Raw genomic sequence first — 20,053 nt, forward strand, 5'->3', positions numbered from 1 at the left:
GAACTTGAGCGTGCGACCACCCCGGACACGCCGACAGCGGTTCACGATCACCCGCTCGGCCCAGTCGGCCCCGGCGTCCCCGTCGCTGCGGCCCGGGTCAGACGCCCAGCTCGCGGCGCAGCGCCCGCCCGGGGACCCGCCGCGCCGGCGGCCGCAGCCGCGCCACCAGCCGGCAGACCAGGTAGATCACGAACGAGATCGTCGTGACGTAGGGGCTGATCGGCACGCTCGCCCCGAGGGAGAGCAGGATCCCGCCGACGACGGCGGTCACCGCGAACAGCGTGCTCAGCAGCGGCACGACGACGGGGGAGGCCGAGACGCGGACCGCGGCCGCGGCCGGGGTCACCAGCAGCGCGAGGACGAGCAGCGCCCCGACGATCTGGACGCTCATGGCGACGGCGAGCCCCAGCACCAGCATGAAGATCGGGGCGAGCGCCCGGACCGGGACCCCGCGCGCCGCGGCGACGTCGGCGTCGAGGCTGGCGAAGAGCAACGGTCGCCACATCACCAGCAGGGCGACGACCACGATCGCCGAGATGACCGCGAGCGCCGTGAGCTGGGGCGTGGCGATCGCGACGATCTGCCCGGTCAGCAGGCCGAACTTGTTGGCCGCCCGGCCGGGGTAGAGGGCCAGGAAGAGCACGCCGAGACCGAGCCCGAAGGGCATGAGGACGCCGATGGCGGAGTTGTGGTCGCGGGCCCGGGCGCCGAGCACGCCGAAGAGGGTCGCGGCGACCACGGATCCGACCAGGGAGCCGGTGACCACGTCGACCCCGATCAGCAGGGCGAAGGCGGCCCCGGCGAAGGAGAGCTCGCTGATGCCGTGGACGGCGAACGGGAGGTCACGGGCCACGACGAACACGCCGATGAGTCCGCCGACGAGACCGAGCAGGGCCCCGGCCCAGACGGAGTTCTGGACGAGGGCGAGCAGGGCGCCGTAGTCGGAGAAGTCGAACAAGGCCGACCAGACGTCGGTGATGCTCACGGGGTCCCTCCCGGTCGGGGCTCGGGATGGGGGTGGGGCGAGGGTTCGGCCCCGCCGGCGACGATCAGGCGGTCCCCGGAGCGCAGGACCTCGACGGGCGAGCCGTAGAGGCGGGTCAGCACCTCCGACGTCATCACCTCCGCGGGCGGGCCGATCTCGAAGCGTCCGCCGGCGAGGTAGAGCACCCGGTCGACGTAGGGCAGCACGGGGTTGACGTCGTGGGTGACGAAGAGGACAGCGGCCCCGGTCTCGCGTCGGCAGCGGTCGACGAGGGCGGACACCTGGCCCTGGTGGTGCAGGTCGAGGGAGAGCAGGGGTTCGTCGCAGAGCAGCAGGGCCGGGTCGCCGACGACGGCCTGCGCCACGCGCAACCGTTGTTGCTCCCCGCCGGAGAGGAGACCGATGGGCGCGTCGGCGTAGTCCTCGGCCCCGACGGCGGCGAGGGCGGCGTCCACCCGGCGGCGGGCGCCGCGGCTCGGCAGCCACGGACCCCAGCGGTGCCCGTCGACCCCGAGGCGGACGAAGTCGCGGGCGCGCAGCGGGGTGGTCGGGTCCAGGCCCCGCTGCTGGGGGACGTACCCGACGGAGCGGCCGACGCCGGCCCGTCCGCCGGGCCGGCCGCCGACCTCGACCGTGCCGCGCGACAGGGCCTGGCGCCCGAGCAGGACCTTGAGCAGGCTGGTCTTGCCGGCCCCGTTGGCGCCCAGCACGGCGACGAACTCGCCGGGGGCGACGTCGAGGTCGAGACCGGCCCAGAGCCGGTGCTCGCCGTAGCTGAGCTCGGCCCCGCGCAGCCGCAGCGCCGGGGTCGGGCCCGGGGAGTGCTCAGCCGAGGGCATCGGTGATCGCGGTGATGTTGTCCCGCATCCATTCCTCGTAGGTCTTGCCGGCGGGCAGGGTCTCGGTGACCGGGACCACGGGCACACCGGCCGCGGTGGCGGCCTGCTGCACCTGGTCGGTCTGGGCCCCGGAGGTCTGCTCGTTGTACACGACGGCCTTGGCGGTGCCGCCCGAGACCAGGTCGAGGGTCTGTGCGAGAACGGTCGCGGGCACGTCGGTGCCCTCCTCGACGCCCTCGGAGAACTCCGGCGGGGTCACGTCGTTCACGCCCATCGCCTCGAGCAGGTAGTCGGGGACGGGTTCGGTGACGACGACGTCCTTGCCGCCGACCGTCTGCTGCGCGGCGGTGGCCTGCTGCTGCAGGGCGTCGATCTTGTCGGCGAAGGCGGCGGCGTTGGCGGTGAACGTCGCGGCCTGCGACGGGTCCTTCTCGCCCAGCGCGGTGGCGATGGCCTCGGCCACCTTGCTCGCGGTGGCGAGGTCGTAGAAGACGTGCTCGTTCAGGCCCTCGACGTGGTCGTGGCCCGCGTGCCCGTCCCCGTGGTCCGCGTGGTCCTCGCCCTCGTGGTCCGCGCTCCCGTGGTCGTGGTCGTGCTCCTCGGTGGTCGCGGACGGGGTCGAGGCGTCGGCGGCGGGTTCCTTGCCGGAGAGCTCGACCGCGTCGACGACGACCGGCTGGGCGTCGCTGCTCCCGAGCATCGTCTCGATGAAGGGGTCGTACCCGCCGCCGTTCTCGACGACGACGGTGGCCCGGCTCAGCGCGAGCTGGTCGCGGGCGGTGGCCTCGTAGGAGTGCGGGTCCAGGTTCGGGTCGTCGATGATCGCGGTGACCTCGACACCCTGGCCGAGCAGGTCGCCGGCCACCTGCTCGGCGATCGAGCCGTAGACGTCGGTGGAGGTGACGACGCTCAGCCCACCCGCCGGGGTCCCCTCGTCGCCGGTGGTCGACCCCGGGGTGTCGGACCCGCCGCACGCGGCCAGGGTGAGCGTCCCGGTGAGGACGAGGCCGAGGGCGAGACGCTGCGGACGGGCGGGGGAGGGCATGCCGGGGCTCCAGGGGACGGGCGGCTGAATGGGAACGATTCTCGCTCCAGCCTACTCCTGGGTGGGACCCGTCCCGGCCCGGTCGTGAGTAGTTGCGCTCGGTAGCGGGGCCTCGTCGGCGGGTAGTTGGTCGCGCAGGAGCTGGGCACACGCGGCGATGATCAGCGGCACTGCGAGCATGGCTCCGACCGCGGGGATCACCGTGCCCGAGTCGTTCGCCGCGAAGCCGATCCCGATCAGCACGAGCAGGGCCGCGCTGCCCTGGCGCATGGTCGGGTGGAGGTCGTAGAGCCGCTGCAGCGCAGCCACTCCGACGATCCGCGGACGCATCAGCACCACGCCGATGAACACCGCCACGACGGGCAGGACCAGGGTGTACCAGGAGCCGACGAGGATGTGCAGGTTCTGCTCGGCCTTGCGCTGCACGACCTGCCAGGCGCCCCCGTCGACGAGGGTCTGGACGAAGCGACCGAGGTGGGTCTGGTCGTCGACCGGGCGCAGCCAGTCGGCGACGGCGATCACCGAGATGACGAGCACGGTGCCCACCAGGAGGGTGAGGACCCGCCGGACGGTGAGGCGGACGCCGGCCACCTGCAGGGCCAGCAGCCCGAACGCGGGCACGATGGCCGGCACCCCGCCGAAGTCGGCGCCCACCACGCCGTCGACGTACGTCGCGACGATCCCGAGGACGGCCACCACCACGGCCGCCTCGCGCCGGCGGCCCCGGGCGACGAGGCGGTCGGCCACCGCCACCGTCAGCAGGAGCACGCCGACGGCGAAGAGGGCGAACTGGGCGTTGCCGAGTCCGTAGAAGCGACCGGCGACCACCGGCTGCAACCCGATCAGGCTGCTGGTGACCAGGCGGGACCCGGTCGCGACGTCGACCGCCAGCACCCCGGCGGTGATCGCGCCGACGGCGGCGGTCGGGCCCAGCAGGTGCCGTCGCCAGGGACCGCCGAGGGCGACCGCGGTGATCACGGCCACGAACAGCCCGACGGCGCCGGTGATCGCCAGCAGGTGCGAACCGGTGCCGTCACCCCCCCGCCACCAGGGCAGCAGGTTGGCGAGGAAGGTCGCGGCCGGGACGGCGCCGTAGACGATCGCCAGCACGCGCAGCGCCGAGAGGACCCGCCGCCGCGGGCCGCCCCCGGCCCGTCGGCGGAGCAGCACGGTGGCGACGACGTACAGCACGATCTGGGAGAGGACCCAGGCGATGACGAACGGCGGGACCAGCGGCTGGATGGCCTGGGCCGCGAGGTCGAGGTCGCGGACCTTCTCGACGCGGTCGGCGGGAGCCAGGTCGGCGTCGACGCTGCCCACCGGCGCCCCGACCAGTCCGCCGATCCCGTTGTCGCTGCCCAGCGCCAGGGCGAGCACGGTCGGGGGCAGGTCGGTCGTCTGCACGATCCCGGTCTGACGGGTGGAGCGGGAGTCCAGCAGACCGTCGTAGCGCCCACCGCCCGGGGCGGGGCCCGTGGCCCCGGCGAACTGCAGGTGCGGGGTGTAGCCCGCGTCGGCGATCGAGACCGCCAGCAGGGTGGTCCGGTCCGGGTCGGCGCCCGAGGCGATCGCGGCCCGCACCGCGGCGAGCCGCTGCTCGACGTCGGCGACCTGGGCGGCCCGCGAACGGCCCGGGTCGGCCTCCCGGCCGGGCAGGTTCTCCGGGTCGCGCACGACCCCGGCGTCGACCGCGACGACCACGGCCCCCGAGGCCAGGGCCCGGCGCACCTGCTCCTGCAGCCCGGCCGGGGAGTCCGCGCGCGGTTCGGCGGCGGCCACGGCTCCGTCGCGCCCCGCCAGGGCGATCGCCGCCCCCGGGCCGATGGCCACGGTCGAGGTGCCGCGCAGGGCGTCGCCGAGGAGACCGGGCTCGGCCGAGAACGTGCCCGCGTCGGCGATGCGGCGGTACTCGGCCATGGCCGGGACGCGGCCGTCCACCGCGTCGGTGAGTTCGGGGCAGGCCGCGGAGTTGTGCTCGGTCGGGGTCACGTCGAGGTCGGTGGCCCGCCGCCCGGCCGAGAGCGCCAGCCAGCCGTCACCCGGGCAGGCGGAGGTGTAGACGCTGCGGACGGCGACGGTGCCGATGGCCCCGTCCTCGGCGAACGACTCCAGGGTCGGGGTCTGCGGGCCGACGTCGGCCCAGCGCACCCCGGAGAACCCGACCAGCACGAGCGTGGAGCCCGCGCGCTCGGCGGGCGCCGTCCCCGCCCGGGCCGGGGTGGCCGCCAGGAGCAGGGTCGAGGCCAGGAGGGCGAGGAGCAGCAGGGGCGGCAGCACCGTGCGCGCGAGCGGGCGGGACACCGCGCCAGGCTACGGCGCGGCCCGTGGACGTCCTGTGCTCCTCGGTGAAGCTTCCTGGCCCGGCGCCCGGGTGCGGGAGGATCGGGCCGTGGACCCCGCCCCGCCCCGCCCCGTCGTGCCCCCGGCCGCCCTGTCCCGCCCGTGGCACCTGCTCGGCGTGCTCGTGCTCGTGGTGGCCGCGCTGCCGATCGTCCACCGTTACCTCGTCGCCTACCCCGACGACCAGTGGCAGGTCGACCTGGAGGTCTACCGCGAGGCCGGGATCAGCCTGCTCGTCGGACGACCGGTCTACGACGTCCTCACCGAGGCGCCGCAGCTGCTGCCCTTCACCTACCCCACCTTCTCGGCCGTGCTGGCCGTCCCCCTGGCCTTCGTCCCCTTCCTGGTGGCCGGGTGGCTGTGGACGGCGTTCCAGCTCGCGTTGCTCTACGTGACCGTCGGGCTGGCCTTCCGCCCGCTGCTGGACCGGGTCGACCTGACCGGGCGGGTGCCGCGCGGACTGGTCCAGGGGCTGGTGGCGGCCGCCTGCGTCTGGGTGTCCCCGGTCGGGGAGGGGATCCGGTTCGGGCAGGTGAACGCGATCCTGGTCCTGCTCTGCCTGCTGGACGTGGTGCGCGGGCAGGAGGGTGTGCGCGTCGGACGGTGGTGGCTGCGCTGGCCGCGGGGGCTGCTGATCGGTCTGGCGGTCGCGATCAAGCTGACCCCGGGCGTGTTCCTCGTGCACTTCGTCGTCACCCGGCAGTGGCGGGAGCTGCGCAACGCCGTGGCGGGTGCGGTCGGGGCGACGGTGGCGGCGTTCCTGGTCGCCCCGGAGGCGAGCGCGGAGTACTGGACCTCGGCCCTGCTCTCCTCCGACCGCCTGGGTCCCAACGCCGGCAGCTCCAACCAGTCGTTGCGCGGGTTCGTGCTGCGCCTCTACCTCTCCGACGGGGCCACCCAGCTCCTCTGGCTGGGGTTGGTCGCGGTCTTCGGGACGGCCGCCTTCCTCGTGGCCCGGGCGATGTACCGGCGGGGGTCGCGCTACGGCGAGGTGGCGGCCTGCGGGCTGGCGGCGATCCTCGTGTCCCCGGTGTCCTGGTTGCACCACCTGCACTGGGGGGTGCTGGCGATCGCCGCGGTCCTCGGCGCGGCCCGCGTGCGCCGACGCGTCGTGGTCGCCGTGGCCCTCTACGCCGGGCTGGTCGTGGCCTGGCCGTGGTGGGGGGCCAACCTGCTGGCGGGCTCGGCGCCGGTCGTCCTCGCCCGCTTCGTGCAGAACGGGGACCTCTGGTGGGCCATGCTCGCGCTGCTCGCGTTGCACCGCTGCGTGCGCGACACGGCGGGCGACCACCGAAATATGACGAAGAGTGACCAAAGCGTCGCTTAGCGTTTAGATTGGGTCACCCACGGGCATGAGCAGCATGACCGTGCCGCGACACCTCGTGAGGGGGACCCATGAGCGCCGAGACCACTCGCCCGACGTTCCTCCAGCCGCCCACTTCCCTACGCCCGACCAGTGACGACTGGGAGTGGCAGCTGCGGGGGGCCTGCCGCGAGGTGGACCCCGACCTCTTCTTCCATCCCGAGCTCGAACGCGGGGCGGCCCGGCAGCACCGGGACGCCGCGGCGCTCGCGGTGTGCGCCGAGTGCCCGGTGCTGCTGCAGTGCCGCCGCCACGTGCTGCAGCACCGGGAGGCCTACGGCGTCTGGGGCGGGTTGACCGAGGACCAGCGCGAGGGGCTGCGCTCGGGCGGCACCCGGCGGCTGCGCCGGGCGGGCTGAGCGAAGGCCCGGCCGGAGGACGGGCCGCGCCCGGTTACCCTCCGGCTGTGCCCAGCCCCACCACCGCCCCGACCGTCCTGAGCTACGCCTACTTCGGCCCGGAGGGGACCTTCTCGGAGGCGGCCCTGCGAACGGTGGTCCCGGACGCCGTCGCCCTGGCCCAGAGCAGCGTCGACGCGACCATCGACGCCGTGCGGACGGGGGCCGTCGACATCGGGTGCGTGCCGATCGAGAACTCGGTCGAGGGCGGCGTCCCGGCCACCCTCGACGGCTTGGCCGTCGGCGACCCGCTGGTGGTGGTGGCCGAGGTGGTCATCCCCGTGACGTTCGTGCTCGCCGCCCGACCGGGCGTACGGCTCGCCGACGTGACCCGGGTCAGCACCCACTCCCACGCCTACGCCCAGGTGCGGCGCTGGCTGCACGCGAGCCTCCCCGGGGTCGCCTACGTGCCGGCCACGTCGACCGCGGCCTCGGCGCAGGCCCTGGCCGGGGAGCAGGCCGGGGGCGAGCCCGCCGGTTTCGAGGGCGCGATCTGCGCCCCCTTCGCCGCCGCTCGTTTCGGTCTGGACGTACTGGCCGAGCAGATCGAGGACCGGGCCGGGGCCCAGACCCGGTTCGTCCTGCTCGCCCGACCCGGTTCGGCCGCCACCCCGCCGCCCACGGGGGCGGACAAGACGTCCCTCGTCGTCTTCCTGCGCGAGGAGCGGCCCGGGGCCCTGGTCGAGGCGCTGGAGCAGTTCGTCACCCGCGGGATCAACCTCACCCGCATCGAGTCCCGTCCCTCGGGGGACGCGCTCGGCCGCTACTGCTTCTCCATCGACTGCGACGGTCACGTCGCCGACGCCCGCGTCGGGGAGGCCCTGATGGGTCTGCACCGGGTCTGCGAACGGGTCCGCTTCGTCGGCAGCTACCCGCGGGCCGACGCCGGGCACACCATCCTCGGCTCCGGTCCGACCGAGCAGGCCTTCGTGGACGCGCAGCAGTGGCTGGACCGGATCCGGGGCGGCGGGGCGGTCTGAGCCGCGGAAGCCGTCGGGGGCTCCCGGTCAAGGACGGCTCGCCGGGGAGGTCCGGGCCAACCGGGTGATCGTCGCGCCGGTGATCGGTCGGGGGTGAAGGTCGCGGCGTTCCCGGCCGATGGACTGTCCGTGCAGAGTGCAGACGAGCGCCGGCCCGGCGCCTCGCGACGGTCGGGGGGCACCCCCGTCCATTGGCGCACCCTGCCCGGGCCGCTCGCCCTGGCCGCGGCGGCGCTGGTGCTGCTGGCCTCGATCGGCTTCCACGAGCACCACCAGCACGACGGGGTCCCGCTCCGGCTGGCCCTGCCGGGGGCGCTGCTCGTCGTCGCCGCGATCCTGTTCACGCTGCTGCAGCGGGCCGAGGCCGGTCGTGACCGGCAGCTGCACGATCCCCTGACCCAGGTGCTCAACCGGGCCGGCCTGCTGGCCTCGGGGTCGCCGCTCGGCGTCGGGGGCGACGAGGCCCTCACCGTCGTCGCGGTCGTCAAGTTCGACGACCTGCGCCAGATGCGGCTCACGCTCGGCACCGACGCCGCCGACTCCCTGCTGGTGATCGCGGCCCGACGCCTCACCGAGGTCCCCCAGGCCCGCGTCGCCCGCATCGACTCCGACGCCCTCGCCGTCGTCATCACCGACACCTGCGCCGGGGCCGTCTCCCCGACCGACATCGCCGCCGGCGTCGGCGAGGCCGTCCGCTTCCTCCTGGTCGACCCCATCAGCGTCAGCGACGGGGGTCTGCTGGTGCGCCCCGAGACCAGCGTCGGCGTGGCCTGGGCCGGTGAGCACGGTGACGACCTGGCCGCGCTGCTCGCCGCGGCCGACCTCGCCACCATCACGGCGGCCGGCAGCACCGGCCGGGTCGCGCTGGCCGAGCGCGGTGACGCCGACACCGACCGCGACGCCCTGGCCCTGCAGGCGGAGCTCCCCGGGGCCATCGAACGGGGTGAGCTGCGGGTCTTCTTCCAGCCCCTGCTGGACGCCCACCACGGTCGGCTCGTCGGGGCCGAGGCCCTCGTGCGCTGGCAGCACCCCGAGCGCGGCCTGCTCGGACCCGGCGCCTTCGTCCCGCTGGCCGAGCGCAGCACCACGATCGTCGCCCTGACCCGGTGGGTCCTCGCCGCCGCGGTCGCGCAGTGCGCGGCCTGGCACGAGGATGGTCTGCCCATCGGCGTGTCGGTCAACCTCTCCGCCGCCATGCTGGCCGAGTCCGACCTGGTCGAGAGCGTCGAGGACCTCCTCCTCGCCTACGACCTGCCCCCGTCCACGCTCACCCTCGAGGTCACCGAGAGCAGCCTCGTCGAGGACCCCGACCGGGCGCGCGACGTCCTCCGGGCGCTGCGGGCCGCCGGCACCAAGGTCTCCATCGACGACTTCGGCACGGGGTACACGTCGCTGACGCTGCTGCGCCAGCTGCAGGTCGACGAGCTGAAGATCGACCGGTCCTTCGTCGCGGCCGCCGCCGACACCCCGGCCGACGCGGCCATCGTGCGCGCCCTCGTCGACCTGGCCCACCGCATGTCCATGGAGGTCGTGGCCGAGGGGGTCGAGGACGAACGGACCTCCCGCCTCGTCGTCCGGCTCGGTGTCGACGTCCTGCAGGGGTTCCACTACGCCCGCCCCGTCCCGGCCGAGCAGTTCCCCGGCCTCGCCGGCACCCCCGTGCACCCGGCCTCGGCCCTCAGCGGCCCGGTCTCGCGGGAGGAGGCGGCGCGGCTCACCGCTGGGCTGCGGATGGGGGACGTGTTCTCCGACAGCCGGGTGTTCCTGGAGCAGGTGTGCGCCCTCGCGGGTGCGGTCAGCGGTCGTCCGGTCGCCGTCGTCGCCCGCGTCGAGGCGGACGTCGTGCGCGAGCTCGCCGCCTTCCCGCACCGGACCGAGGCCTCGACCTGCTCGCGCGAGCGGTCCATCTGCTCGTGGGTGGTGGGGACCAACCAGCTCCTCGACGTCCCCGACCTCAGCACCGACCCCCGCCACGTGCTCGCCCCCGGTACCGCGGGGCCGGTCCGGGCCGCCGCCTGCTTCCCGGTGCGCGACCCCCAGGGCCGCGCGGTCGCCGTCCTCGGCGTGTACTCCCCGGAGGCCGGCGGGCTCGACGCCCGTCGGCGGCTCATCCTCTCGGGGCTGGCCGACCTCCTCAGCGAGCACCTCGCGGGCGCCGACAGCGCCCGGATCGTGCGGCGCATGCAGGCCGCCCTCGTCGACGCGGGTACGCCCGTCCCGGCGCGGGAGGAGACCGGCACCGCACGCGTGCACCTCGCGGCCCGCCTCGCCGCCCTCTCCGCGACCCTCCTCGGGGCCGAGGGGGTCGTGGTCGCCGAGGCCGACCCGCCCCACCGCTGGACCGACCCCGGCTCCGGCTGGCACAAGCTCGCCTGCTGGGGCACCGCGCCCGCCACCGACCGGGTCCTGCTCGACGTCGGCGGCGAGGTCCTCGACGCCGTCCGGCGCAGCGGACGACCGCTGTGGATCCCCGACGTGTCCGCCTCCCCGCACGTCAGCGCCGAGCTCGCCGACCGGCTGGGCGACGCCGGGCTGCTGCTGCTGCCCGTCGGCGTCCCCGGCCGCCGGCCGTGGGTGCTGGCCGCCCGCTGGTCGCCGGGTCTGGAGATCCTGGCCCCTGCCCTGCGGGAGACCGCGCGCGGGCTCTGCCTGTCCCTCGGGGAGGCCATGGCCGCCCTCGAGGTGCCCGCGGCGCCCCCGGTCACCGGCAGGGCCGGGTCCGACGCCGGGTCCGACGCGCTCCCCGCCCAGGCCTCCCGTGCGGATCGCGTCCCCGTGCGGACGCTGCCCCAGGGACTCCCGGCATGACCGGCTCCCGGCGCGCGGTGCTGGGTGGCGCGGTGCTCACGGGACTGCTCGCCCTGCTCGGCGACGTCCGCTTCGGCTGGGGACCTCAGGCCCCGGCCCTGCTGATCCTGCCCTCGCTGGTCGTCCTCGGCGTCCTCGTCGGGGTGGTGCGTCGGCGACCGGACCGGCGGCGGTGGTGGCCGCTGCTGCTGGGTCAGGTCCTCGTGCTGGTGGCCGACGCGCAGACGCTGCTGCTCGACCCGGGTACGCACGTCCACGTCGCCCCGATGCCCGCGCACGTCCCGCACGGCTGGGGGACGAACCTGACCCTGGTCGCGGCCGGCGCGTCCACCCTCGTGGGCGCCCTGCTGCTGCTGCGCCGACCGGGCGGTCCGAACCGCCGGGGGCCGATGCTCGACGCCCTCATCGCGACCGTCTCCGGCGCCTCGTTGATCGCCGTCCTCGTGCTGCTGCCGCGCCTGGACCACCTGCCCGACGACCCGTGCCGCTGGGCGGTCGTGGCCGGGCTGGCCCTGGACGTGGCCGTCCTCTGGGTGGTGGCCCGCTCGCTCGCCGCGGCCCCGCAGGTCGGCACCACCCGTCGCTGGGTGGTGGCCGTGCTCCTGGCGGTCGTCCTGGCCGACACCGTCCGGATCGCCGGGGTCGGTCCCGGCGACCCGGGCCTGGCCGGCTGCGCCCCGTTGATGCTCTGGCTGACCCAGGGCGTGGCCTTCGCGGCCCGGCTGCTGCTGCTGGTCGCCGCCTGCTCCACGGGCTCGGTGGGCCGCGGCGAGCCCGCCGCCGTGCCCGGGGAGGAGCGCCCGCTGCTGCTCATGGTCGCCGCGTTCGTCTGTCCCGTGGCCGACCTCTCCCTCGTGCTGGTCGGCAACGACCAGCACGACGTCGGCATTAGCATCGCGGCGGCCTCGGTCGCCGCGCTCGTGCTGCTGCGCACCCGCGAGCTCCTCGCCGTCGTCACGCGTCAGGCCGCCCACCTCACCCGGCTCGCGGCCACCGACGCCCTCACCGGCCTGCCCAACCGCCGGGCCTGGGACGCCGAGGTCGACCTCGCCCTGGACGGCGCCCGACGCAGCGGCGACCACCTCTCGGTCGCCCTCCTCGACCTCGACCACTTCAAGGCCTACAACGACCGCTTCGGCCACGAGGGGGGCGACGACCTGCTGCGGTCGGTCGCCGACCTCTTCCGCCGTCGGCTGCCGGGCGTCCTCGTGGCCCGGTGGGGCGGCGAGGAGTTCGCGATCCTGCTGCCCCGGACGACGGCCGGGACCGCGGTCGCGCGGCTGGCCGGGTTGCACCGCGGCATGCCCGCCCGCCAGACCTGCTCGATCGGGGTCGCCACGCTGACGGGGGACGAGGACGCGGGGACGCTGCTCGCCCGGGCGGACAAGGCCCTGTACGCCGCCAAGAGCCAGGGCCGGGACCGGACGGTCGCGGCGGAGGACGCCGCCCCGGCTCCGGCCGACGCGGTCCCGACCCGACCCCGCCCGTGGCTGCCCGTGCTGCTCGCCCTCCTCGCGGGCGCCCACGTCCTCACCTCGGGGGGCACCCAGGTCGCCCTCTACCTGGCGCTGGTCACCGTGACGACCCTCGCGCTGACCGCGCACGTCGTCCGCCTGCCGCTGCGGCGCCGGTGGCTGCCGTTGACCGCGGCCAGCTGGCTGTTCCTGGTCGGGGCCGGCACCGAGCAGTGGCTGGACCTGCACGGCATCGACGGGACCCCGTCGGCGGCCGACGTCGCCTACACCCTGGGGGCGATCTGCGCGGTGGTCGCGATCCCGGTGCTGGTCCCGGTCGCCGACGCCGTGCTGCGGCGGCAGATCGTGCTCGACGCGGCGATCCTCATGGTCACCCTCGGGGTGCTGCTGGCCGTCTACGTGATCCTGCCCGGGCAGGGACTGACCGGGACCCCGGTCGACCGCGCGATCCTCGCGGTCTACCCGGTGCTGGACCTGCTCAGCGTCTACCTCCTGGTACGGGCGTTCGGGGCCTACCGTCGACCCCCGGGCGCCCTGCGCTGGATGGCGCTGAGCGTCACGTTCATGCTCGCCGCCGACGGCACCTTCTTCGTCCTCGGCAGCGTGTGGGACGTCAACCCCCCGGCCTGGGTCGAGTTCGGCTGGGTGCTGGCCTACGCCGCCGCGGCCTTCGCGGCCCGGCACCCCTCGGCCCGCGAGCTCGGTCGTCCGCCGCGCCGGCAGATCGCGACCACCCGACCGCGTGCCGCGATGTTCCTCGTCGCCGCGCTGCCCCTGCCGCTGGCCGACGTGGCCGGGTCCTTCTGGCTCGACGGCACGGCCAACCTCCTGCTGGGCATCGGTTCGGCCCTGGTGCTGGCCATGGTCCTGGTGCGGATCGCCGACCTGCTCAGCCTGTCGCGGGCCCAGGCCCGGGTGGTAGCAGAGCTTGCCGAGACCGATCCGCTCACCGGGATGCCCAACCGTCGCGCGTGGGACGCGCGGGTCCGCCCCGAGTTCCAGGCCGCCCGGGCGAACGGGTGCGGGGTGGTCGTGGCGATCGTCGACCTCGACCACTTCAAGGCCTACAACGACCGGCACGGCCACGACCAGGGCGACGTCCTGCTGCGCGGGATGGCCGACGCGTTCGCGACCGCGCTGCCCGGGACGTTCGTCGTGCGCTGGGGTGGCGAGGAGTTCACCGTCCTGCTGCCCGGGCTGGACCTCGACGAGGCCGAACTCCGGCTGCGGGCCGTGCACGAGGCCATGCCCGAGGCACAGACCTGCTCGATCGGGGTGGCCCGCTCCGAGGGCGACGAGGAGCCGCTGGCCGTCCTCGCCCGGGCCGACGACGCCCTCTACCGGGCCAAGGCGGCCGGCCGGAACCGCACGATCCGGGCGGTGGACCCGGTGCGCCGCAACGCCTCGGCGGCCCCGGACACCCCGGCCCCGCGGCGTCCGCTCGAGCCGTCGGGGACCGCGGGGGCCTCAGCCGGGGGCGCGGACCAGTAGCGCCCCGGCGTCGACCTCGACGTCGAGGCGTCGGGCCGGCCCGATCGGGTCCCCGTCGAGCTGCACCTCCTGGGCCTGCTCGCTGACCACCGACATCCGGACCCCGCGCAGGTGCTGGACCCGGCGCTGGCCGCGCCGGTCGCGGGTGAGGATGGCCCAGGCCACCTCGCCCCAGCCGATCCCACCGCGCGGGGAGATGGCCACGGCGTCCAGCAACCCGTCGTCGATCTCCGCCGCCGGCATGAGCACCAGGCTGCGGGTGAGCTTGCCGCAGTTGCCGACGACGACCGCCCGGGTCCGCAGCGAGAACGGCTCCCCGTCGTCGATCCGCATCCGCACGCGCGCCTGGGGACCCCACAGCGCCCGGGCGCCCGAGACCACGTAGGCGCCGTACCCCAGCCGCTGCTTCAACCGCGGCGGGGCCCCCGCGACCATCGCCGCGTCGAAGCCCATCCCGGCCATCACCAGGAACACGAAACTCTCGACCTCGGTGTCCTTGCCGGTGCGGTTCACCCGCAGCCGCCCGACGTCGATCCGTCGGTCGGGGGCGGTGAAGATGAGGTCGAGGGCCTTGGCCAGGTCGGCGTGCGGGACGTCGAGGTTGCGGGCCAACAGGTTCCCCGTCCCCGCCGGCAGCAGCGCCATGGGCACCTCCGAACCGGCCATGGCCTCGGCGACCGCGCGCACCGTCCCGTCGCCGCCGCAGGCCACGACCACGTCGACCCCGGCGGTCAACGCCTCCCGGGCCTGCCCCGGGCCCGGGTCGGCCACGGTCGTGGACAACCACAACGGGTCCGCCCACCCGTGCGAACGGAACACGGCGTCGACGTAGGCCCGCCGGCGCTGCTGCGCCGCGTCGTCGAGGTCGGCGAACTTGGCCGGGTTCACGATCATCGCGGCGCGCTGCGGCCGCGGGGTTGTCTCCTCGGGCGGGCTCGGCAGGATCACCGGCGTCAGCAGCTCGGCCCGCTCACGGGTCCGCCGCAGGGCCCGGTGGTCGCGCCACCAGAGCAGCGCGGTGACGACGAGCAGCGCGAGCAGCACCCCGGACGCGACCGTCGTGTCCAGGATCTCCGCCACCGTCATGTCGGCAAGCTACCGGGGTCCGGCCCCCGCGCCCGCCTGCGCGACCGTCCGGGTGAGAACCGGTGTCCGCACAGGTGAACGCGGGCGCGCGGGCTCCGGCCCGCCCCGTCGACGCCCGACCCTGGTCAGGAGCGTCCCGGTCCCGGGACCGACCGGGACGGAGGTGGTCCAGTGCCCTCGGAGGCCCTGCGCGGACTCGGCCGGGCCCGTTTGGAGATCCCCGCCGGGTTCACGCCGCTCCCGCTCGGACCCTCGCTGCCCGAGGGGTCGCCCGCCGCCGACCTGACCCGCCACCTCGACGCTGAGGCGGTGGCCGCCGGGGCCCGGTTGTGCCTGCTGGCCCTCGACGTCACGCCGTCGTGGCACCAGGTGCTGACCCTCGCGGTGACCGACGGGGTCGCCGATCCCGAGCGCGAGGTCCGGGCGCTCGCCGCCGTCACCGAGGCGGAGTTCGCGACGCGCCCCGACCTCGCCTGCGGGGTGCGGGTCCTCGACCTCCCCGGTGGACCGGCCGTGCTCGACGGGCACGTCGAACGGGTGAGCGTGCCCGGGGCGGCGGTGGTGGAGCAGGCCCGGTTCACCGTCACGCTGCCGACCCCCCGGCTGACGGCGCTGCTGACCCTGGCGACCTCGCAGACCCGCGGTCCCGACCCCGCCCGGTTGCTCGCCGCGACCGCCCGCACGCTCCGCGTCGAGCCCTGGGGGCGTGGCGGATAGAGTCGGACGGGTGATCGACCTGCGACAGCTGCGCGACGACCCCGACACGGTCCGCGCCAGCCAGCGAGCCCGGGGCGAGGACGAGAGCCTCGTCGACGCCGTCCTCGACGCCGATGTCCGCCGCCGCGGGGCCATCGCCGAGTTCGAGCGCCTGCGCGCCGAGCAGAAGTCCCGCGGCAAGGACGTCGCGAAGGCGAGCGGCGAGGAGAAGCAGGCCCTGCTGGCCGGGGTCAAGCAGCTCGCCGAGCAGGTCAAGGCCGCTCAGGCGGAGTCCGAGGCGGCGGGGGAGGAGTTCGACGGCCTGCTGCGCCGGATCCCCAACGTCGTCGTCGACGGCATCCCCGCCGGCGGCGAGGACGACTACGAGGTCCTGCGCGAGGTCGGCACCGCTCCCGAGCTGCCCGCGGGCCTGGACGCCTGGCGCGACCACCTCGACCTCGGCGAACTGCTCGGGGCGATCGACGTCGAACGCGGCACCAAGGTCTCCGGCTCGCGGTTCTACTTCCTCACCGGGGTGGGGGCGCGGCTCGAACTGGCCCTGCTGAACCTGGCCGTGGCCAAGGCCGTCGCCGCCGGTTTCACCCCGATGATCACCCCCACGCTGGTGAAGCCCGAGGTCATGGCCGGCACCGGTTTCCTCGGCGCCCACGCGGCCGAGATCTACCACCTCGCCGACGACGACCTCTACCTCACCGGGACGAGCGAGGTGGCGCTCGCGGGCTACCACGCCGACGAGATCCTCGACCTGTCCGCCGGGCCCAAGCGGTACGCGGGCTGGTCGGCGTGCTACCGCCGTGAGGCCGGTTCCTACGGCAAGGACACCCGGGGGATCATCCGGGTGCACCAGTTCCACAAGGTGGAGATGTTCTCCTTCTGCCGCGTCGAGGACGCCGCCGAGGAGCACGCCCGCCTGCTGGCCTGGGAGGAGGAGATGCTCGCCGCCGTCGAGCTGCCCTACCGGGTCATCGACACCGCCGCGGGCGACCTCGGGAGTTCCGCGGCCCGCAAGTTCGACTGCGAGGCGTGGGTCCCGTCCCAGGGTCGCTACCGCGAACTCACCTCGACCTCGAACTGCACGACGTTCCAGGCCCGTCGCCTCGGGATCCGCGAGCGGGTGCCCGAGGGCGACGGCGGGACCCGTCCCGTCGCCACGCTGAACGGCACGCTGGCCACCACCCGGTGGCTCGTCGCGATCCTGGAGAACCACCAGCAGGCCGACGGGTCCGTGCGCGTCCCGGCTGCGCTGCAGCCGTTCCTGGGTCTCGAGGTGCTCGAACCCGTCCGCTGAGGTCGCTGGAGGTCGCGCCCGTGCCGCACGGAACCCGGACACCTCTCCGTCGCCGCGATCTGAACCCTCGGGTCAGCGCGCTGCGGTGACGACCAGGTACCGCGCCTCGGTGGACCCGGGGTTGGCGAACGTGCAGTCGGCGGCGGGGCCGAGTTCGAGGCAGTCGCCGGGTCCGAGGGTCGTCGTCCGCGAGCCCTCGGTCAGCGCGACGGTCCCCTCGAGCACCCACACCTGCTGGTGCAGGCGGACGTAGGCCTGGGCGGGGTAACCGACGCTCGCGCCCGCCGGGAGGCGGATCTCGGTCAGCTGGACGGGCCCGGCGGGTGACGGGGAGAGCGTCCGCCGCCGGTACCCGGTGGCCGGGTCGGTCCAGACCGGGGCGTCGACCCCCCGCACGAGCCGCCCGGCGTCGGCGCGCGTCTCCTCGACCCGGGCGAACAGTTCCGACAGGGTCAGCCCGAGCGGGGCGCAGACCCGGCCGAGCAGGGCGGCCGACGGTTGGGTCGCACCCGCCTCCAGCTTGAGGACCGACCCCCGCGACACCCCCGCCGCGCGGGCCAGGGCAGCCGTGCCCAGTCCCCGGTCGAGGCGGGCGGCCTTCAGCGCCCCGGCCAGCCGCGCGGCCAGGGGGTCGTTCTCGGCTGCCGGCTGCTCGTCCACCACGGTGTGCACTCTAGTGACGCACATGCCTACTGTGGTGCGCATGACCGCCGAGACCCGTCCCGACCGTGCCCCCGTCCCGCCGCGTCCGGCCCCGCCGGGGGCGCACGCCCTGGTGGTCGGGGCCACCGGCATCACGGGGTCGGCGCTGGCCCGACGCCTCGTCGACGAGGGGTGGCGGACGTCGGGGTTGTCGCGGCGCCCCCCGACCGTGGAGGGGGTCGAGCACGTCGCCGCCGACCTGTTCTCCCGCGACGACCTGGCCGCGCGGCTGGGCGAGCTGGCCCCCACCCACGTGTTCATCACCGCCTGGTCCCGGCAGGAGACCGAGGCCGAGAACATCCGGGTCAACGGGGGCATGGTCCGCGACCTGCTCGCCGTCCTCGGCCCGCAGCGGTCGGTGCGGCACGCCGCGCTGGTGACGGGGCTCAAGCACTACCTCGGCCCGTTCGAGGCCTACGGCCAGGGCGACCTCCCGGACACGCCGTTCCTCGAGGACGCCCCCCGCCTGGATGCCGAGAACTTCTACTACGCCCAGGAGGACGAACTCTTCGCCGCCGCGGAGGGGTTCGGGTTCACCTGGTCGGTGCACCGCGCCCACACCGTGATCGGGTACGCCACCGGCAACGCGATGAACATGGTCCCGACGCTCGGGGCCTACGCCGCGATCGTCGGCGCCACCGGGCGACCGTTCCGGTTCCCGGGGTCGCGGACGCAGTGGGACGGCGTGGTCGACCTCACCGACGCCGACCAGCTGGCCGACCACCAGCTGTGGGCGGCGACGACCCCCGCCGCGGCGGACACCGCGTTCAACGTCGTGAACGGCGACGTCGTCCGCTGGCGACGGTTGTGGCCGCAACTCGCCGGGCATCTCGGCGTCGACCCGCTCGGGCCCGACGACGAGCCCGCCCCGCTCGCCGAGCAGATGAGTGGCGCGGAACCGGTGTGGGAACGGCTGGTCGCCGAGCACGGCCTCGTCGAACCCGACCTGGGCAAGGTCGCCTCGTGGTGGCACAGCGACAGCGACCTGGGTCGGGAGGTCGAGGTGCTGGCCGACATGACTCGCAGCCGGCTGGCCGGGTTCACCGGGTACGTCAGCACCGAGAGCGCGCTGCTGAACCTGGTAGACCGCTACCGGCAGGCGCGGATCCTGCCGCCCGCGGTCAGTCGCGGGTGACGACCAGGAGCCCGTAGATCACGCCCGGGACGTGACCGAGCACCTGCAGCAGCAGGGCGATGAGCACCTTCCCGCTCAGCCCGTCCTTGAGGAACACGGCCAGCGGCGGCAGGAAGAAGCAGAGGACGATCAGCGCGATCTTCATGTCGGGATCATGGTCCCGGTCGGGGCGTGCCGCACGCCGGGGCGATCAGGCCACCGGGGCGGTCGACCCGCGCTGGACGACGCGGCACCCGTTCACCACGACCCCGGACTCCGGTCGCCCGTCGATGGCCGCCGCGAGGGCCTGCGCGGCTCGTCGCCCCAGTGACTCCAGACGCATGTCGACCGTGGTCAGTGCCGGTCGCGACTCCCGGGCGATGGCCTCCCAGTTGTCGAACCCGATCACGGCGACGTCCTCCGGCACGCGAAGCTGCGCCTCCTGCAACGCGTCGAGCACGCCCCGGGCGATCTGGTCGGACCCGGCGAAGATCGCGTCGACCGGCTCGCCCTCCTGCAGCAGCCGCCGGGTCGCCCCGCGTCCCCACCCCTCGGTCCAGGCGCCGAACCACACCCGGCCGGTGACGAGGCCCAGGCTCTCCTCGGCCAGGCGCTCCTGCGCGCCCCGGGCGCGGTCCTGGGCCGCGCTGTAGTCGGGTTCCCCGGTGATGTGGGCGATGCGCGTGCATCCCGCGGTGCGCAGATGGTCCACCGCGAGCCGACCGCCTCCGACGTTGTCGCACACCAGGGACAGGTCGGCCGGGTTCTCGGAGGGGGAGTAGGCGTAGACGACCGGGACGGACAGGCGGGCGCCCAACGACGGGCGGGAGTCGGGTCGGGCCCCCACCACGATCAGACCGTCGACCTGTCGGGAGAGCAGGGCCCGGAGGTGGTGCTGCTCGCGGATGGCGTCGCCCCGCGCGTCGCAGAGGAAGACCGAGGTCTGCTCGGCGCCGAAGGCGTCCTCCGCCCCCATCAGGATGGGCAGCGAGAAACGCCCCTCCAGGTCGGAGGTCAGCAGGCCGACCGTGCCCGTCCGCCCCGCCGAGAGACTGCGCGCGACGGCGTTGGGGGAGAAGGACAACCGGGACGCGGCCGCCAGCACCCGGGCGCGGGTCGCGGCGTTGACGTCCGGTCGTCCGTTGAGCGCCTTCGACGCGGTGGCGGTCGAGACCTCGGCCAGCCGGGCGACGTCGCGGAGCGTCACGGCGCGCATCGGCCGGTCCAGGGCCACCGGCGGGCCCGCGTCGTCGCTCACCTGCACTTTCTACCCCCTCCTTCCTGCCCGTCCCGCATCCGTGCACGGAGAGCCCGCCGACGGGGTCGACCGGATCGTGACCGTTCGGACGGTTGACACCCGCAGACCGTGGGTCTAGCGTCGAAACCGGTTACGAAACTGCACGCCGGATCTCGCGGGCAACG

The 20,053-nt window shown here is 75.0% G+C and carries 16 protein-coding genes; 8 read left to right on the forward strand and 8 right to left on the reverse strand.

What is annotated here, in order from left to right; all coding sequences use genetic code 11:
- Positions 1–97: 97 nt before the first annotated feature.
- From ACFFKU_RS02415 to ACFFKU_RS02430, 4 genes are read right to left on the reverse strand one after another with little or no spacing between them, the layout of a single operon-like run.
- A complete protein-coding gene (locus ACFFKU_RS02415) occupies positions 98–985 on the reverse strand; it encodes a metal ABC transporter permease (RefSeq protein WP_380135243.1) in 888 nt (295 codons plus the stop codon).
- Positions 982–1,824 (reverse strand): metal ABC transporter ATP-binding protein, encoded by an 843-nt coding sequence (locus tag ACFFKU_RS02420; protein ID WP_380135245.1) that lies wholly within the window; start codon positions 1,822–1,824, stop codon positions 982–984. The genes ACFFKU_RS02415 and ACFFKU_RS02420 overlap by 4 nt, the downstream gene beginning before the upstream one ends.
- Positions 1,811–2,869: a metal ABC transporter solute-binding protein, Zn/Mn family gene (locus ACFFKU_RS02425; RefSeq protein WP_380135247.1), complete on the reverse strand. Its 1,059-nt coding sequence runs from the start codon at positions 2,867–2,869 to the stop codon at positions 1,811–1,813. The genes ACFFKU_RS02420 and ACFFKU_RS02425 overlap by 14 nt, the downstream gene beginning before the upstream one ends.
- Positions 2,870–2,920: 51 nt before the next feature.
- Positions 2,921–5,170: a hypothetical protein gene (locus ACFFKU_RS02430; protein ID WP_380135250.1), complete on the reverse strand. Its 2,250-nt coding sequence runs from the start codon at positions 5,168–5,170 to the stop codon at positions 2,921–2,923.
- Positions 5,171–5,258: 88 nt separating this feature from the next.
- On the opposite strand from ACFFKU_RS02430, the gene ACFFKU_RS02435 reads away from it, so the two are divergent.
- The 5 genes from ACFFKU_RS02435 (at position 5,259) to ACFFKU_RS02455 (ending at position 13,724) form a co-directional block, all read left to right on the forward strand.
- Positions 5,259–6,536 carry a glycosyltransferase 87 family protein gene (locus tag ACFFKU_RS02435; RefSeq protein WP_380135252.1) on the forward strand — a complete coding sequence of 426 codons (1,278 nt, stop codon included), beginning with the start codon at positions 5,259–5,261 and terminating at the stop codon, positions 6,534–6,536.
- Positions 6,537–6,604: 68 nt separating this feature from the next.
- A complete protein-coding gene (locus ACFFKU_RS02440; RefSeq protein ID WP_380135254.1) occupies positions 6,605–6,931 on the forward strand; it encodes a WhiB family transcriptional regulator in 327 nt (108 codons plus the stop codon).
- 47 nt (positions 6,932–6,978) lie between these two features.
- A complete protein-coding gene (pheA, locus tag ACFFKU_RS02445; protein ID WP_380135256.1) occupies positions 6,979–7,950 on the forward strand; it encodes a prephenate dehydratase in 972 nt (323 codons plus the stop codon).
- 129 nt (positions 7,951–8,079) lie between these two features.
- Positions 8,080–10,758, forward strand: coding sequence for an EAL domain-containing protein (locus ACFFKU_RS02450; protein ID WP_380135259.1), 2,679 nt, complete (start codon positions 8,080–8,082; stop codon positions 10,756–10,758).
- Entirely contained in the window at positions 10,755–13,724 is a 2,970-nt protein-coding gene (locus ACFFKU_RS02455; protein WP_380135262.1) for a diguanylate cyclase domain-containing protein, read from the forward strand. The genes ACFFKU_RS02450 and ACFFKU_RS02455 overlap by 4 nt, the downstream gene beginning before the upstream one ends.
- On the opposite strand, the gene ACFFKU_RS02460 is transcribed toward ACFFKU_RS02455, so the two are convergent.
- Entirely contained in the window at positions 13,701–14,810 is a 1,110-nt protein-coding gene (locus ACFFKU_RS02460; RefSeq protein ID WP_380135263.1) for a diacylglycerol/lipid kinase family protein, read from the reverse strand. The two genes, ACFFKU_RS02455 and ACFFKU_RS02460, sit on opposite strands and share 24 nt — an antisense overlap.
- Before the next feature lie 171 nt (positions 14,811–14,981).
- Between ACFFKU_RS02460 and ACFFKU_RS02465 the strand changes: the two genes are divergently transcribed.
- Together ACFFKU_RS02465 and serS are read left to right on the forward strand one after the other, a co-directional pair.
- Entirely contained in the window at positions 14,982–15,527 is a 546-nt protein-coding gene (locus ACFFKU_RS02465; protein WP_380135265.1) for a hypothetical protein, read from the forward strand.
- A gap of 10 nt (positions 15,528–15,537) precedes the next feature.
- Complete coding sequence (gene serS / locus ACFFKU_RS02470) at positions 15,538–16,815, forward strand: serine--tRNA ligase (RefSeq protein ID WP_380135266.1); 1,278 nt, start codon at positions 15,538–15,540, stop codon at positions 16,813–16,815.
- Positions 16,816–16,887: 72 nt separating this feature from the next.
- Here the strand turns inward: serS and ACFFKU_RS02475 are convergent, their stop codons facing one another.
- The gene (locus tag ACFFKU_RS02475) at positions 16,888–17,478 is read right to left on the reverse strand and encodes a helix-turn-helix domain-containing protein (protein WP_380135269.1); all 591 of its coding nucleotides are present in this window, start codon (positions 17,476–17,478) and stop codon (positions 16,888–16,890) included.
- A 40-nt stretch (positions 17,479–17,518) separates the two neighbouring features.
- On the opposite strand from ACFFKU_RS02475, the gene ACFFKU_RS02480 reads away from it, so the two are divergent.
- Entirely contained in the window at positions 17,519–18,652 is a 1,134-nt protein-coding gene (locus ACFFKU_RS02480) for an SDR family oxidoreductase (RefSeq protein WP_380135271.1), read from the forward strand.
- Here ACFFKU_RS02480 and ACFFKU_RS02485 read toward each other — a convergent pair.
- On the reverse strand, positions 18,639–18,797 hold the full coding sequence (locus ACFFKU_RS02485) for a YqaE/Pmp3 family membrane protein (RefSeq protein ID WP_380135273.1): 159 nt from the start codon (positions 18,795–18,797) through the stop codon (positions 18,639–18,641). The genes ACFFKU_RS02480 and ACFFKU_RS02485 overlap by 14 nt on opposite strands.
- Before the next feature lie 45 nt (positions 18,798–18,842).
- A complete protein-coding gene (locus ACFFKU_RS02490; protein ID WP_380136094.1) occupies positions 18,843–19,847 on the reverse strand; it encodes a LacI family DNA-binding transcriptional regulator in 1,005 nt (334 codons plus the stop codon).
- Between the last annotated feature and the right edge of the window lie 206 nt (positions 19,848–20,053).

The organism is Kineococcus gynurae, from assembly GCF_042433995.1.
Lineage (GTDB): Bacteria > Actinomycetota > Actinomycetes > Actinomycetales > Kineococcaceae > Kineococcus > Kineococcus gynurae.